At 66.3% G+C, this 15,030-nt stretch carries 14 protein-coding genes; 4 read left to right on the forward strand and 10 right to left on the reverse strand.

Going from position 1 to position 15,030, the window contains the following annotated elements; all coding sequences use genetic code 11:
- Positions 1-104: 104 nt before the first annotated feature.
- Positions 105-1,346, reverse strand: coding sequence for a DUF222 domain-containing protein (locus ACWDUA_RS22805; protein WP_449753298.1), 1,242 nt, complete (start codon positions 1,344-1,346; stop codon positions 105-107).
- Between the two features lie 210 nt (positions 1,347-1,556).
- A complete protein-coding gene (zapE, locus tag ACWDUA_RS22810) occupies positions 1,557-2,516 on the reverse strand; it encodes a cell division protein ZapE (protein ID WP_449753299.1) in 960 nt (319 codons plus the stop codon).
- Positions 2,517-2,558: 42 nt separating this feature from the next.
- Here zapE and ACWDUA_RS22815 point away from each other — a divergent pair, with 42 nt between their 5' ends.
- Positions 2,559-3,188 (forward strand): TetR/AcrR family transcriptional regulator, encoded by a 630-nt coding sequence (locus ACWDUA_RS22815; RefSeq protein ID WP_449753300.1) that lies wholly within the window; start codon positions 2,559-2,561, stop codon positions 3,186-3,188.
- Between the two features lie 9 nt (positions 3,189-3,197).
- Here ACWDUA_RS22815 and ACWDUA_RS22820 read toward each other — a convergent pair whose 3' ends face one another.
- The 8 genes from ACWDUA_RS22820 to ACWDUA_RS22855 form a co-directional block, all read right to left on the reverse strand.
- On the reverse strand, positions 3,198-3,563 hold the full coding sequence (locus ACWDUA_RS22820) for an excalibur calcium-binding domain-containing protein (RefSeq protein WP_449753301.1): 366 nt from the start codon (positions 3,561-3,563) through the stop codon (positions 3,198-3,200).
- Positions 3,564-3,590: 27 nt separating this feature from the next.
- Positions 3,591-3,986, reverse strand: coding sequence for a hypothetical protein (locus ACWDUA_RS22825; protein WP_449753302.1), 396 nt, complete (start codon positions 3,984-3,986; stop codon positions 3,591-3,593).
- A gap of 159 nt (positions 3,987-4,145) precedes the next feature.
- Positions 4,146-5,741 carry an acyl-CoA synthetase gene (locus ACWDUA_RS22830; protein ID WP_449753303.1) on the reverse strand — a complete coding sequence of 532 codons (1,596 nt, stop codon included), beginning with the start codon at positions 5,739-5,741 and terminating at the stop codon, positions 4,146-4,148.
- Between the two features lie 90 nt (positions 5,742-5,831).
- Positions 5,832-6,422, reverse strand: coding sequence for a TetR/AcrR family transcriptional regulator (locus ACWDUA_RS22835; RefSeq protein WP_449753304.1), 591 nt, complete (start codon positions 6,420-6,422; stop codon positions 5,832-5,834).
- Positions 6,423-6,476: 54 nt separating this feature from the next.
- A complete protein-coding gene (locus ACWDUA_RS22840; protein WP_449753305.1) occupies positions 6,477-7,985 on the reverse strand; it encodes an aldehyde dehydrogenase family protein in 1,509 nt (502 codons plus the stop codon).
- 184 nt (positions 7,986-8,169) lie between these two features.
- A complete protein-coding gene (locus tag ACWDUA_RS22845) occupies positions 8,170-9,327 on the reverse strand; it encodes an acetyl-CoA C-acetyltransferase (RefSeq protein ID WP_449753306.1) in 1,158 nt (385 codons plus the stop codon).
- A gap of 52 nt (positions 9,328-9,379) precedes the next feature.
- Positions 9,380-10,213, reverse strand: coding sequence for an SDR family oxidoreductase (locus ACWDUA_RS22850; protein WP_449753307.1), 834 nt, complete (start codon positions 10,211-10,213; stop codon positions 9,380-9,382).
- The gene (locus tag ACWDUA_RS22855; RefSeq protein WP_449753308.1) at positions 10,210-11,472 is read right to left on the reverse strand and encodes an acyl-CoA dehydrogenase family protein; all 1,263 of its coding nucleotides are present in this window, start codon (positions 11,470-11,472) and stop codon (positions 10,210-10,212) included. Before ACWDUA_RS22855 ends, ACWDUA_RS22850 begins: the two co-directional genes overlap by 4 nt.
- A gap of 42 nt (positions 11,473-11,514) precedes the next feature.
- On the opposite strand from ACWDUA_RS22855, the gene ACWDUA_RS22860 reads away from it, so the two are divergent.
- The 3 genes from ACWDUA_RS22860 to ACWDUA_RS22870 are packed head-to-tail and all read left to right on the forward strand — an operon-like array spanning position 11,515 to position 14,829.
- Positions 11,515-13,068 carry a FadD3 family acyl-CoA ligase gene (locus ACWDUA_RS22860; protein WP_449753309.1) on the forward strand — a complete coding sequence of 518 codons (1,554 nt, stop codon included), beginning with the start codon at positions 11,515-11,517 and terminating at the stop codon, positions 13,066-13,068.
- Between the two features lie 34 nt (positions 13,069-13,102).
- Positions 13,103-13,321 carry a hypothetical protein gene (locus ACWDUA_RS22865; RefSeq protein ID WP_449753310.1) on the forward strand — a complete coding sequence of 73 codons (219 nt, stop codon included), beginning with the start codon at positions 13,103-13,105 and terminating at the stop codon, positions 13,319-13,321.
- The gene (locus ACWDUA_RS22870) at positions 13,318-14,829 is read left to right on the forward strand and encodes a bifunctional aminoglycoside phosphotransferase/ATP-binding protein (protein WP_449753311.1); all 1,512 of its coding nucleotides are present in this window, start codon (positions 13,318-13,320) and stop codon (positions 14,827-14,829) included. The genes ACWDUA_RS22865 and ACWDUA_RS22870 overlap by 4 nt, the downstream gene beginning before the upstream one ends.
- Positions 14,830-15,030: the final 201 nt, after the last annotated feature.

Raw genomic sequence — 15,030 nt, forward strand, 5'->3', positions numbered from 1 at the left:
TGTCGAAACCCCCGCCGGCCGACCCCGCCAACGCCACCAACGGAGGTCCCGACACACACCACTATCTCTCTGGAATTCTCAAAGAACACAAGCTCTATCGACAGTCAGGCAGCATTCGGCAGTTCATCAGCGAACCGCCGGTTATACGCAGGGATCGGGCGTCGTCGTGGATCCACCACCTCGGGTGGGAGCAACCACGGATGGGAGTCGGGTCCCATGTAGACGTCCCATCCGTTGTGGTGGACGTCGGCATGACACGAGGTGCACAACAGGCAACCGTTCGCGAGGTCGGTGGCACCACCATCCGACCAATGCGCGATGTGATGGGCCTGAGTGCGTGAGGCCGGAGCACCACACTTGATGCAACACCGATCCCGCTCGAACAACGCCCGCCGCTGACCGGCGGTGAACAACCGTTTCGACCGCGCCATATCCAACGGAACCCGTTCGCCATCGACGATGGTCATGACGACCACACCGTCACACGTCGTTTCGAGCAGGGTGTTGCGGGTGATCGACCCACCGAACGCCAACTCGGTCTTGTTCGGTGCATCCGCAGGTACCGACAGGGTGATCAACGCTGCCGGTAGAGCGGTCACCGACCGTTCCCCGGCACCGGCGGCCACATCAAGCACCATCTCCAAGGCGTCAGCGCGGCGTCGTGGCGCTTCGCGGGGGTCTGTCGAACCATCCGGCTGCGGGACCGGTGCCGACAGCTTCTCGATCGCCGTCGCCAACTTCTCCCCGACAACAACATCCAGCGAACCGGACACCGACACCCGCCCATCATCGGTCCGCCCGATATCCAGAGCATTCAGGTTGCGGTCTTCTTTCGCCGGTCGTCCACCGTCGGTATCCGACGAGTGATGGTCCCCCAATTGGTGGGCTCGTGCCATCACCTCAGCCGGTGTCGCCCCCGACAACACCTGCGCCAACAGATCACCCTCAAAGATCGCCCACGTCTCGGCATCCGGAGGTTCCCCGGCACGCATCCCGATCTGATTCAGCCCGCGCACGATCGCATCCACATGCTCACCCGAGATCGCCCCGTCAGCAGCATGGTTCACAGTGCGCTCCACCACCGCCGAGGTCCCGATCCGCTGCAACCGCGCAGCGACGGCGGGCGCGAACCCCATCTCGATCAACAAGGCGATCGGTTTGTGGCCGTGCCGTTGCGCCAAACCCAGCCGGTCGAGGTGTCCGGCACCGGCGGCGGTGAGTGAGTCGACGAGGTTGCGTATGGTGACCAGTTTCTGCATGTCCGCGAAGATGACCTGCCCGGTCTGATCGTCGTCGAAACGACAATTGGTGAGTGTGTCGATCACGGTGTCCAGCTCCCCCTGCATGTTTTCCATTGTAGCGAATACATGTGCGAGACGCCGACGAATTGTCCAGTGGAACTGGATTTGTGGATAGATTGTGAAAGCTGTTCACCCTGGGGATTCGGGTTCACCCGTGGGGCGCCCCCGGGTACGTCCGTCAGTCGGTCGGACTCGCGATCGCGAGGCAGTGACCTACGAGATCCCCGACACAGGAAAGTAATCAGAATCCGCCAGTCAGCTTCGCAGTGCCGAGAGCCGGCTCAGGAGACGCGATCGGCCGGCCATGTCGACACCAACCTCGAACACGTTGCGGGGTACCGGGCTCTCGATCGTCGTCGGCACGTCATGGTCGTAGAGCACATCGATGAGGTACACGAATCGTCGTGCAGGTTCGGACCCCGCCGCGGCAAGTGAACGGACACCGCTGATCGTCCAAGTGGCATGGCGGCGCGCCAATGCCAGGTAGTCCGACGCCCCCAACGGACGTCCACATATTTCGTCGAATCCCACACCGAGATGCCCTGACCCGCTCTCCCACACCCGAATCCGCCGGCCATCGATCTCCACGGCAGACACTGCCGGACGTTCACGTTCGATGACGACCCACTGACCCGAGGAGAACCCGTGCGCATGGTCGGCGCCATCTCGATAGTCGACTCCGCCATCGAGTTCGACGACACTGCAATGGTTCTCGAGCAGATCGATCGTCGGCAAGAAGGTCGAGTGAAGGAGCGGCGACGGCATCTGCCCTTCCGGCGGAACATTCGATGTGATGACGAAACGGATGTTTCGCCGGATCATCCGATCGATCAGCGCATGCAAGAAGATGCCGTCGGCCCGGTCGTCCACCAGGAGTTCGTCGAAGCACACCATGCTTCGTCCGACGAGTAGATGATCAAGCGCGGCGGCGAGGCCACCCCGATCCCGGATGAGCAGGTGCAGATCACGGACGAACCCGTGCCAATGCAGCCGGAGCGCCGACCGTGCCGGCTGCAGCCCCGCCAGAGCATCCAGCAACCACGTCTTACCACGACCCGCCGCCCCGGTCAGGTAGACATTCGACGGTCCCACAAGCGAATCCACGGCCCGCCATTGCGAGTCGTCGAGGGTCAGCCCGTCCCGATCTGCCGCCGCCAAGAAGTCCTCAGCGGACAGCGATCGCGGCGTCGCCTGCGATCTGAGTGACCAGCACATAGCGCGACTCTATCATCGTAGAGTTGGGCTACCCTGTGAACTGTGCCGCACCCCGACCGTCGACATCTCATCTCCGACGCTGCCCTCGAGCTGGCAGCCGCCGGAGGAACTCATGCGATCACCCACCTGGCAGTGGACCGTCACCTCGGCCTACCGAAGGGGTCGACGTCGTACTACTTTCGTACGCGGGAAGATCTCATCGCTGCGACCGCGGATCGGCTTCTGATCCGATCTCGCGCAGCATTCGAACGCGACCTCGCCATCGGTGACGCCTCACCCGACCGGGTGATCCGGGACTACATGACGACGCTGCTCACCGAACGACGAACCGATGCACTCGCCCGCCAGGCGCTGCTGCTCGATGCAGCGCTATCGACGGAGACCGGCGACATCCTCGCACGATGCCTCTTCTCGACCGACGCCGCAATCGCGCTCATGGCCGGACGCGGCAGCACCGACCCGCGAGCCGATGCCGATCGCTTGATCACCCTGCTCGAAGGTGCGGTCTTCGCGGTCACCCACGGACTGCATCGGAAGTCCGACGCCGATCACATCGCCGAGTTCGTCGGCAACCTCATCGCCCCGCTGTTCGCGGAACCGAGAACTCTTGCTACCGGCGAGATCACACCCGCTGGCTATGTCTCCGTCTTCCGGCAGCAGAGTTCGCCATAGAGGGGCTCGCTAGGGGAAGAGCTCGACCGACCCCCAGCTCCACGGACTCGGTGTCGACTTGGGTGCCTTCTTCTTGGGCTGGGCGCGTGGTTGCGGTGTGGGCTTCGGTGTCGGCTGCACGCGCGGTGTCGGCGACGAGCGCGCACCGCCACCCTCACAGGCGATCCCGTCACCGTCACGGTCGAGGGCCGGTCGGTACCCGTCCTGCCCTCGGTACAGCGGTGCGGCGCCGGCATCGCGGACGGCCTGGCAGTTCTTGTAGTACGCCGCAGGTGTCGGGGCAGGTGCGCCAGACGCGGGTGCTGCAGCGAGCAGCCCGGCGCACAGGGCACTGCCGGTCAATGTTGCGATCGCGACTGATTTGATGCGGGTCATCGGAGTCTCTTGTGTCCGTTCTGTTGGTCAGCGGCAGTAGGCGTAGGTGTAGCTGAAGTCGGCTTGGACGACACGGCGGTCAATGAGACGGCCGTTGACTCTGATCGTGCACATCACGCGTCCGCCTCGCTCATCGGTGATGAAGGTGGCCACATGGTTCGATCCGGCCGCCGCGCGGTATGTGTACTCGCGGCAGCCGTCGTGCATGTTCACAACCTCTTCTTGAACGTCACCGGTGGCATCCCAGTACCACAGTTCGACCGATCCACCGCCGCACCATGTGTAATTGACCTGATCATGGGGGCGAACCTCACGCGCCGATGCGTCACCAACCCCGATGATGGAACCCACGGCGCCGACGACCATCGTCGCCGCGACGGCGGCTCCACGACGGTTCAGGCTGGGCCACGAGACGATGTTCATGTTCTGCACGATAGGGGCGAAACGCTCTGCAGAACATCATCCGATCGAACCAACTATGTTGGTGGAAAACAGGACTCCCGGTCCCTGATTCGTTCTTGCCTATTGGAGCCAATAGGCAGGAACCGAATCGAGGAACGGGAGTCGACGCCGCAGCGTGTCCTACCCGGCGATGTCCTTGTGCTCGACGCGCAGCTCCTTCTTGAGGATCTTGCCGCTCGGATTCTTCGGCAGTGCGTCGACGAAGACGACGTACTTCGGTCGCTTGTATCCGGCCAGCACCGAGGTGAGGTGCTCGGTGACGGCCTCCGCGGTGAGCTCGGCGTCGGCCTTGGGAACGATCACCGCGGTCACGGCCTCGATCCACTTCGGGTGCGGCACACCGAAGACCGCGACCTCGGCGACACCGTCGAGCAGGTAGATCGCCTCCTCGACCTCCCGCGAGGCGACGTTCTCACCGCCGGTCTTGATCATGTCCTTCTTGCGGTCGACCACCGACAGATAGCCGTCCTTGTCGATGATCCCGAGGTCACCGGAGTGGAACCAGCCGTTGCGGAACGCCGCCGCGGTCTTCTCCTCGTCGTTGTAGTAGCCCAGTGCCGCATGCGGACTCCGGTGCACGATCTCGCCGACCTCCCCGACCGGTACCGGATTGTCCTCGTCGTCGACGACGATGGTCTCCACGTTGAGTGCTGCACGCCCGGCCGAGCCGGCGCGTTCGATCTGCTCGTGCGGCTGCAGAATCGTTGCGAGTGGGCTCATCTCGGTCTGGCCATAGAAGTTCCACAGCTGTACGTCGGGCAGCCGGCGGGCGAGCTCACGCAGCACCTCGACCGGCATCGGCGATGCGCCGTAGTAGCCCTTGCGCAGCGACGAGAGGTCGCGGGTGTCGAAGTCGGGGTGACGCAGCAGCGAGATCCACACCGTCGGCGGGCAGAACAGCTTGGTGACGCGCTGCGATTCGATGGTCGCGAGAATCGTCGCCGGGTCGGGTGCAGGCAGGATGATGCTGGTCGCACCGAGATAGATGTCGGTGGAGAAGAAACAGTCGAGCTGGGCGCAGTGATACATCGGCAGCGAGTGGATCTCGACGTCGGTGGTCTCCATACCGCCGTCGATGATGCACGACATGTACTGCGTGATCAGCGACTTGCTCGACAGCAGCACACCTTTCGGCCGCGATTCGGTACCGGAGGTGTACATCATGCGTACCGGCTCGTCGTCGCCGATGAGGACGCCGGGATCGCTCGCATCGCCGGTGGTCATCCACGCGGTGACGTCCTCCCAGCCCTCCGGTGCCGCCGCCGCCGCCGCCGACAATGCGATCCGGCCGCGGATGTCGACGACGACCGCAGCGCGCTCGATGGCATCGGAGATCGTCTGTCCGAGTGCGTCTTCGGTGATCACCGCGCGGGCGCCGCTGTGGGCGAGGATGAAGGCGATCTCGTCGGCGCCGAGACCGAAGTTCACCGGGACCAGGATGGCACCGACGCGCGCCGCGGCGAAGTTGAGGACACCGAACTGCCAGCAGTTGTGGCTGATCAGGGCGAGGCGGTCACCGCGCTGCAGCCCGCGGGCGATGAGCACATTGGCGGTCCGTTTGACCGCGGCGTCGAACTCGGCGAAGGTCAGGGTGACGTCGCCGTCGATCACGGCGGTCTTGTCGGGGTAGCGCTGCGCCGTGCGGTGCAGGAGCGCGCCGATCGAGTGCTCGCGTGCCGTGGCGATGGCCGACTCCGTCGTCTCGCTGTATCCCATGACCAACCCTTCATCCCGTAGCGCGGTGTAGCGTCCATCACAACTTACTAGGGATACCAAGTAATAGGAACAGAGCCCGGCAGGACGGGGTCAGCGCGGCAGAATACCGTCGAGGACGACCGACAGGTACTGCTTGGCGATGTCGTCGACGGACAGTGAGCCGCCGGGGCGATACCAGCGGACGGCCACCCAGACGGTGTCCCGCAAGAACCGGTACACGAGTTCGACGTCGAGGTCGGAGCGGAACTCGCCGTCGGCGACACCCCGGGTCAACACGGTGCGCCAGAGATCGCGGAACTCGGTGTTGCGCTCGCCGAGGTAGGCGAATCGTTCTTGCGACGCAAGCCGTTTGGCCTCGTCCTGGTAGATCGCCACGGCATTGCGGTCGGCGTCGATCGACTCGAACGAGGCGATCACCAACTGCTGCAACGTGTCGGTCGCCGAGAGCTCGGACGCTGCGATCTCCTGATAGCGCGCGAAGAGTTTGTCGAGGTAGCCGCGAAGGATCTCGTCGACCATCGACTCCTTGGAGTCGAAGTGATGATAGAGACTGCCGGACAGGATGCCCGCGGCGTCGGCGATGTCACGAACCGTGGTGGACCGTAGTCCTTGCTCGGCGAACATGCGACTGGCGGTCGTCAGCAGTTCCTCGCGACGAGAAGAACCATTACGTGAAGCCACCCCCACACCCTAGCAAGCGCTTGGGTATGAGGGCGGCCACACTTGTACCGTCGGTCAGCGGCGGCGCACCTTCTTCTGGGCCCGCGCATTCAACGTGGTCCACAGCTTCATCTGCAGGTCGGTCAGCCGCTTGTCGCGCTTGGTGAACGGCGGGGACATCATCTCGGCGACCGTGAACGACATCTTCGAGAACGCCACTGCGCGAGCGTGACTGAAGGTGTCGAAGCCGGTCTTGCCGTGGTAGGCACCCATTCCGCTGCGGCCGACGCCACCAAACGGCAGCTCGGCTCCGAACATGTGCAGCGCGAAGTCGTTTCCGTTGATCGAGCCGCTGCGCGTGTTGTCGGCGAGCCGCGCGAAGTTCTCGTTGTCGTCGCCGCACCAGTACATCGTCAGCGGATGCGGATGTCCCGCAATATGGTTGATCGCCTCGGTGAGGTCACGATACGGGTACACCGTGAGCACCGGGCCGAAGACCTCGTCCTCGGTGATCTTCATGCCCGCCTTGACACCGGTGAGCAGGGTCGGCGGGATCTTGCGGCGCTCGGCCGCCGGCAAGGGCTCGCCACCCGGGATCACCTGACGCTTCTCGGCACCGAGGTTCACCGCGTCGTCGATCAGATCGACGATCCGGTCGTAGTTCTTCTGGTTGATGGTGGCGGTGTACTCCGGATTGTCGTAGATGGTGGCGAAATTCGCGGTCCACCGGGCCATCACCTTGTCGGTGAACTCGCCGAGCCGCGCCTCCGGCACGAACACGTAATCCGGGCACAGACACACCTGGCCGCCGTTGACCATGCGGGCGTCGGCGAGCATGGTGGCCGCTTTGTCGATGTCGGCGGAGACGTCGACGACGGCCGGGTTCTTGCCGCCGAGTTCGAGGCTCACCGGCACGAGGTTCTTGGCGGCCTCCTGCGCGACCGATGCACCCACCTCGGGAGAACCGGTGAAGAACATGTGGTCGACCTTGAGCTTCGCGAAGTCGGAGCCGGAGCCGTGCTTGGGCGTGATCACCGCGAGCTCTTCGATCGAGAAGTAGTCCGGCGCGTACTTGGCGATCACCTCGGTGGTGCGGGCGGTGATCGACGACGGCCGCATCAGGACACGGTTACCCGCGGCGAACGCCGAGCCGGCCGGGACGAAGGTCAGCTGCAGCGGGAAGTTCCACGGGCCCATGATGCCGATCACGCCGAGCGGGTCATGCCGTACGCGCTGTTTGAACCCGAGTGCCCCCTGGATCTTCGCCGACACCGACTCGGCCATCCAGTCGCGGACGCCGCGGCGCTGGTGGGTGAGGTCGATGAGGCAACCCGCGACATCGGTCGCGATGCTCAACTCCTTCGGACGCGAACCGAAGTCGATGGTCAGCGCGTCGGCGATCTCGTCGGCGTGGTCGAGCAGTAGCGACGACAGCCGGGTGATGCGGTCGATGCGGGTCTCTGCGTCGGGGATACCGTCGCGGAGAAACGCTGCCCGCTGGATCTCCAGCAGTTCGGTCAGCGAGTGCGATTCCGAGGAGACCCGCCCCTCGATCTTGCTCGTCACATCTGCAGGCTTGGTCATGACCGCCCTCCCATGGGTTCGTGGAAACCGTGTCCACACGCGCCTCCGCCGCCCAGATCGAAGGGCGCCATTGAGACGGATGCACTCACTTGTCGCTCCCCAGTATGCGCCACATCACACCGATGTGGTGACACCCGTAGCCAGATAACGCCGGAGGCCGTCTCGAACAGGACGGATACCCCGCTCAGCCGAGTCGTTCGATGATGGTGACGTTCGCGGTTCCGCCGCCCTCGCACATCGTCTGCAGTCCGTACCGTCCGCCGGTCCGCTCGAGCTCGTTGAGCAGGGTGGCGAACAGCTTCGCGCCGGTCGCGCCGAGCGGGTGGCCCAGCGCGATCGCCCCACCGTTGGGGTTGACCGTGGCCGGGTCGGCACCGGTCTCCTTCAGCCACGCCAGCACCACCGGGGCGAAGGCCTCGTTGATCTCGACGACGTCGATGTCGTCGATCGACATCCCGGTCTTCTCCAGCGCATGGCGGGTGGCCGGGATCGGCGCCGACAGCATCATCACCGGATCGTCGCCCCGCACCGACATGTGGTGGATGCGCGCCCGCGGGGTCAGTCCGTACTCCTCGAGTGCACGCTCGGACACGACGAGGGTCGCCGACGACCCGTCGGCGATCTGCGAGGCCACCGCGGCGGTCAGGCGCGATCCCTCCGCCAGTGGCGCCAGGCCGGCCATCTTCTCCAGCGATGTCTCCCGCGGGCATTCGTCGACGATGCAGTCGCCGAGTGCGACGGTCTCGGCGTCGAAGCGGCCGGCGGCGATGGCGGCCCTGGCCCGCTCATGCGACTGCAGCGCCCACCGTTCCATGTCCTCACGGCTGATCTCCCACCTCGTGGCCATCAGGTCGGCACCGTCGAACTGCGAGATCCGGGCGTCGCCGAATCGTGCTTGCCAGCCCGGGGATTCGGCGGTCGGGGTGGAGAAGCCGAAGTCCTGACCGGAGATCATCGCCTGGCTGATCGGGATGGCACTCATGTTCTGCAGACCGCCGGCGACGACGACGTCCTGGGTGCCGCTCATCACGCCCTGCGCGGCGAAGTGGATGGCCTGCTGACTCGATCCGCACTGCCGGTCGACGGTGGTGCCCGGGATGTCCAGGGGCAGACCGGCGGTCAGCCATGCGGTGCGGGCGACGTTGCCCGCCTGGGCACCGATGGTGTCGAGGCAGCCGAACACCACGTCGTCGACGATCATCGGATCGATACCGGTGCGCTCGATCAGCGCGCTGATGATGTGGGCGCCGAGGTCGGCCGGATGCACCTTGGCGAGCGATCCGTTGCGCTTGCCGACCGGGGTGCGGATGGCGTCGACGATGTAGGCCTGGGGTGCGGACATGGGGTCCTCCTGAATGGCGGGATCTGTGGATGAGTCTGTGGTTGCCGGTGTTTCAGGCGCGTTGGCTGGAGATGGAGACCACCTCGCCGGTGAGGTAGGTGGTGTAGTCGCTGGCGAGCATCGCGATGGTGGCGGCCACCTCCCACACCTCGGCAGCGCGGCCGTAGGCCTCACGGGAGGCGAGCTCATCGAGGAGGTCGTCGGTGGTGACCTTGGCCAGGAACGGATGTTTGGCGATCGACGGGGCGACGGCGTTGATCCGCACCCCGAGGTCGGCGGCCTCGACTGCGGCACAACGGGTCAGGGCCATCACCCCGGCCTTGGCCGCGGCGTAGTGGGCCTGGCCGCGCTGGGCCCGCCAGCCGAGGACCGAGGCGTTGTTGACGATCACACCGCCGTGTTCGACACCGCGGAAGTAGCGCAGTGCGGCGCGGGTGGCGCGAAAGGTGCCGTTGAGGGTGATGTCGACGACGCGGTCCCACTGTTCGTCGGTCATGTCGGCGACAGGGGTCTCACCACCGAGTCCGGCATTGTTGACCAGGACGTCGATGCGTCCGAGTTCGCTTGCGGCACGCTCGATCAGGGCGTCGACCTGGGCGGTGTCGGAGACATCACAGGGCACCTGGGCGACGGTCCGGTCAGGAAATTCCGCGGCGAGTTTCGCCTGGGTCTCGGCGAGCCGTCGCTCATGCCAGTCGCTGATCAGCACATCCGCACCCTCGAGCAGGGCGCGACGGGCGGTGGCGAAGCCGATGCCGGTGCCGGCCGCGGCGGTGACGACCACCTTGCGGCCCAACAGGAGTCCGTGTCCGGGGGTCTCCTCCGGCGGTGTGGCCAGCGGGGAACGGCCCGTCTGGACGTCGGCGGAGTCGGTTGTCTGGGTCACGCGCGTGCCTCTCGGGGTAGGCCGAGCACACGCTCGGCGATGATGTTGCGCTGCACCTCGTTCGAGCCGCCGTAGATGGTGTCGGCGCGGGTGAACAGGAACAGCCGTTGCCATTCGTCGAGTTCGACGTGTTCGGGGCGGGTGAGGTCATTGGGCACACCCTCGGCGGTGGCGTCCGGGCCGATCAGGGACGCGGCCCCGGCGACCGCCGCGGCGAGCTCACCGAGGTCGCGATGCCAGTTGGCCCACAACAGCTTTGCCACCGACGCGGCACCGGCCTCGTTGGTGATGTCGCCGTCGAGGGTGCGCTGCGCATGGGCGCGCATGACACGGAGTCCGATGTCGGCGCGCACGATCCGGGCGGCGATCGACGGGTCGTCGAGCGCACCGTTGACCCGCGCCATGTCGGTGATGGCCTCGAGCTCCCGCGCGAAGCCGACCTGCTGACCGAGCGTGGACACGCCGCGCTCGAACTGCAGCAGACCCATCGCCACCGACCAGCCGTCGCCGGCGGCACCGACGATGAGGTCGGCGTCGGTGGTGGCGTCGTCGAAGAACACCTCGTTGAATTCCGAGGTGCCGGTGAGCTGTTGGATCGGCCGCACCGTGACCCCAGGCTGGTCGAGCGGGACCAGCAGGAAGCTCAACCCCTTGTGCCGGGTCGTACCTTTCTCGGTGCGGCAGATCACGAACGCCCACTGCGCGACGTGCGCCAGTGAGGTCCAGACCTTCTGGCCGTTGATGATCCAGGTGTCGCCGTCGAGGTGCGCGGCGGTGGCGACGCCGGCGAGATCGGATCCGGCGCCGGGCTCGGAGTAGCCCTGTGCCCACAGTTCGGTGACGTCGACGATGCTCGGGAGGAAACGTTGCTTCTGCTCCTCGGTGCCGTACTCGATGAGCGTCGGGCCGAGGAGTTCCTCGCCGAGGTGGTTGACCCGTGCCGGAGCGTCGGCGCGCGCGTACTCCTGGTGGAAGATGATGCGCTGCTCGAGGGTGGCGTTGCGGCCGCCGTGGCGGGTCGGCCAGCCCAGGCAGGTCCAGCCGTGTGCGGCGAGGTGGCGGTCCCATTCCAATCGCCGTGCGAAGAACTCGTGCTCACTGCCCGGACCACCCCTGCCCTTGAGTTCGGCGAACTGACCGACCAGGTTCTGCTCGAGCCATTCGCGCACGGCATCGGCGAAGATATCGGCCGCATCCGGGGTCTGAGCTGCCCATTCGCCCAGGTCGAGTGACCTGTCGGCGAGGTTGATCGGGGTCATGGTCGCTAGCATAACCTACCAAGCACTTGCTAGGTTAGAGCCATGGACAGCGTCTCGACGACACCCGCCGCACTGATCCGGGCCGCAGTGCAGTGGCCCGATCATCCCGCACTCGTCGACACCCAGTGGGACGAAACCGTGGAACTGACCTGGTCGGCGCTGCATGCCCGGGTGGTCGACGCCGCCGCCGCGCTGATCGCCTCGGGTATCCGCCCCGGCGAGCGGGTGGCGATCTGGTCGCCGAACAGCTTCCACTGGCCGATCGCCGCCCTCGGCGTGCACTACGCCGGGGCCGTGCTGGTCCCACTCAACACCCGCTACACCGCCGGTGAGGCCGTCGACGTCATCGAGCGCTCCGAGGCGAAGGCGGTGTTCGTCTCCGGTGAGTTCCTCGGCGTCGATCACGCAGCCGAGTTGCTGGCCGACCACCGCGGCGCCCTGCCCGACGTGGTGGTCCGGATTCCACTGTCCACCGCGCCGTCCCCGATTCCCCACGGCGCGCTGGACTGGACGGAGTTCCTGTCCTACAGCACCGACGACACCCGCGCACAGGCCGACGCCCGGGCCGACGCCGTCGCACCCGACGACCTCTCCGACATCCTGTTCACCTCGGGAACCACCGGGAAGTCGAAAGGTGTTCTCGCCGAACATCGTCAGACCATCGCCGGCTCACATGCGTGGGGCTCCAACGGGCGCCTGTCGACCGACGACCGGTACCTGATGGCCAATCCGTACTTCCACACCTTCGGATACAAGGCGGGTATCCTGCCGAGCGTGCTGTTCGGCACCACGATGGTCCCGCTGGCCGTCTACTCCACCACGTCCGCCATGGATCTCGTCCAGTCACAGCACATCACGGTGTTCCCCGGCGCCCCGACCATCTTCCAGACCATCCTCGACGACGAGGCCGGCCGCACCGCCCACGACCTGTCGTCGCTGCGCCTGGTGGTCACCGGCGCAGCCATCGTGCCCGTGGTGCTGATCGAACGCATCCAGCGAGACCTCGGCGTCGACACCGTGATCACCGCCTACGGGCTCACCGAGGCCAGCGGCTTCGTCTCCACCTGCACGCCGGAGGACGACGACGAGACCGTCGCCACCACCTGCGGCCGCGCCTTCGCCGGCATGGAGATCCGGCTCTCCGCCGCCGGCGAGGTCCTCGCCCGCGGCGCCATGGTGATGCGCGGCTACCTCGACGATCCGGCGGCCACCGCCGAGACCATCGACGCCGACGGGTGGCTGCACACCGGCGACATCGGCTCCATCGACGGCAACGGCAACCTGACGATCACCGACCGGCTCAAGGACATGTACATCTGCGGTGGTTTCAACGTGTACCCGGCCGAGATCGAACAGACCCTCGCACGACTCGACGGCGTGACCGAGTCCGCGGTGATCGGGGTGGCCGACGAGCGGCTCGGCGAGGTCGGCCGGGCCTACCTGACCCTGCGGGACGGCACCGACCTCGACGAGGAACGGGTGATCGCCTACGCCAGGGAACACCTCGCGAACTTCAAGGTGCCGCGGTCGGTGGTGTTCGTCGACGCCTTCCCCCGCAATGCGGCGGGCAAGATCCTCAAACGCGAGCTGGCCTGATCCGACGCCGCGACCGATTCGGTCCGGACCCGGTGTGACCGCCACCGTGGCGGCGATCGACGGGTTGTGGTCGGATGAGTATGTGGCGACGATTCACCGAACGACACTCGTCCCGACCGAACTCGAGCTGCTGACCGCTTGGCTACCCGGTCGGCCCTGGCGCCGCGGTCACGACGACGCGTCCGGGACGATCATCGCCACGTGGACCGCACCCGACGGAACCGCACCCCTGGGCACGGTGGCCTGGTCATGACCATCCTCGGCACCGACCCCACCACCGAGACCCTCACCCGGGCAGGCATTCTCGACCCCGACATCAAGACCACACGCATCGTCACCCATGGTGCGGTGATCTTCCTCAACGGAGATCGCGCGTGGAAGATGAAGCGGCCGGTGCGCTACCGCTACCTCGACTTCTCCACACCGGCGTTGCGGCACGACGCCCTCGACGCCGAGTTGCGGCTCAACCGCCGCATCGCGCCCGACGTCTACCTCGGGTTGCACGAGGTCACCGGGGAGGACGGCCTCGACTGGGTGCTGGAGATGACCCGCTTCGACGACGACGCACTGCTCGTCACCCACGCACAGGCGGGCACGCTCGACGACACCCTGCTGCGTCGGCTGGCCGAGCGGACCGTCGAACTGCATGCGGCGTCGGAGATCTGCCCCGATCCACATGGCGCCGCACGGATTCAGGAGGTCGTCGACGGCAATCTGGGCAGCATGTCGGCGTTCCCGGAGATCCTCGACCCGCCGCGGGCGACCCTGCTGACCGACCGCCTCACCGCGATGATCGCGGCCAACGCCGATCTGCTCGATGCCCGCGCCCGGGCCGGCCGGGTGCGCCACGGGCACGGTGATCTGCACATGGGCAACATCGCGGTGATCGACGGGGAGCCGGTCCCGTTCGACTGCCTCGAGTTCGACGCCGAGATGGCCACGACCGACGTGCTCTACGACATCGCCTTCCTGGTCATGGACCTGTGGGCGCGTGGATTGCGCCACGAGGCCAACGTGGTGATCAACACCTACCTCGACCTCTCCCCCGACGACGAGGACGGCTTCGCGCTGATGCCGATCCTGCTGTCGGTGCGGGCGACCGTGCGAGCCCACGTCGGCGCGGCAGCGGGCGCCATCGACCACGCACGCGACTATCTCGACCTGGCACTGGCGTTCACCGATCCAGAACCGGCCCGACTGATCGCGATCGGCGGCGGCTCCGGCACCGGGAAGACCACAGTGGCACGTGCTGTCGGCGGTGATCTCGCGCCGGCACCGGGTGCCCGCATCCTGCGCAGCGATGTCCTGCGCAAACGACTTGCCGGGGTCTCCGCCGAAACCAGGCTCCCGGCAAGTGGTTACACACCAGAGATGGGGGCACGGGTGTATGCCGAGCTGAACCGCTTGGCCGGCGATGACCTGACCGCCGGGATGAGCGTGATCGCCGACGCCGTCTTCGGTCGCGCCGTCCACCGTGAGGCCATCGAGGCCGTCGCCGACGGCTGCGGGTGCGGCTTCGTCGGGATCTGGTTGGAACTCGATGAGGCCGAAAGGATCTCGCGGATCGAGGCGCGCGGTGCGGACGCATCTGACGCCGACGCGGCGGTGGCGCGGCGGCAGACACAGTCGCTGCAGGCGCCGGGCACCGAGTGGGCCCATATCGACGCCGGCGCGGGATCGCTCGATCGGATACGCCGTGAACTCGGGCGACCAGAGACCACCGAATCGTCGGATCGATCACCATACTCGCGCATCGACTGAACGGCCCCGGAAGTGGTCGCGTCACGACGGCGGCCGGCGGAGGTTACGACAGACGGGCGGCCTCGCTTCGCGAGGACGACCTGCTCAACCACCGGATGTTGCCGATTGAGCCGACAAGGAGCCCAGCGACGAGACGTGTCGAAGCCTCCGCCGGCCAACCTCCAGTGGCGAGCACCTCCGAAGTGGTAGCCGACATCATCG

This window comes from Gordonia sp. NPDC003376, from assembly GCF_053589235.1.

Coding starts and splice junctions, on each gene's coding strand:
- ACWDUA_RS22825 (WP_449753302.1), bottom strand. CDS start 3,986: ATGAACATCGTCTCGTGGCCCAGCCTGAACCGTCGTGGAGCCGCCGTC.
- ACWDUA_RS22870 (WP_449753311.1), top strand. CDS start 13,318: ATGACCATCCTCGGCACCGACCCCACCACCGAGACCCTCACCCGGGCA.
- ACWDUA_RS22860 (WP_449753309.1), top strand. CDS start 11,515: ATGGACAGCGTCTCGACGACACCCGCCGCACTGATCCGGGCCGCAGTG.
- ACWDUA_RS22805 (WP_449753298.1), bottom strand. CDS start 1,346: ATGCAGGGGGAGCTGGACACCGTGATCGACACACTCACCAATTGTCGT.
- ACWDUA_RS22855 (WP_449753308.1), bottom strand. CDS start 11,472: ATGACCCCGATCAACCTCGCCGACAGGTCACTCGACCTGGGCGAATGG.
- zapE (WP_449753299.1), bottom strand. CDS start 2,516: ATGTGCTGGTCACTCAGATCGCAGGCGACGCCGCGATCGCTGTCCGCT.
- ACWDUA_RS22820 (WP_449753301.1), bottom strand. CDS start 3,563: ATGACCCGCATCAAATCAGTCGCGATCGCAACATTGACCGGCAGTGCC.
- ACWDUA_RS22830 (WP_449753303.1), bottom strand. CDS start 5,741: ATGGGATACAGCGAGACGACGGAGTCGGCCATCGCCACGGCACGCGAG.
- ACWDUA_RS22840 (WP_449753305.1), bottom strand. CDS start 7,985: ATGACCAAGCCTGCAGATGTGACGAGCAAGATCGAGGGGCGGGTCTCC.
- ACWDUA_RS22845 (WP_449753306.1), bottom strand. CDS start 9,327: ATGTCCGCACCCCAGGCCTACATCGTCGACGCCATCCGCACCCCGGTC.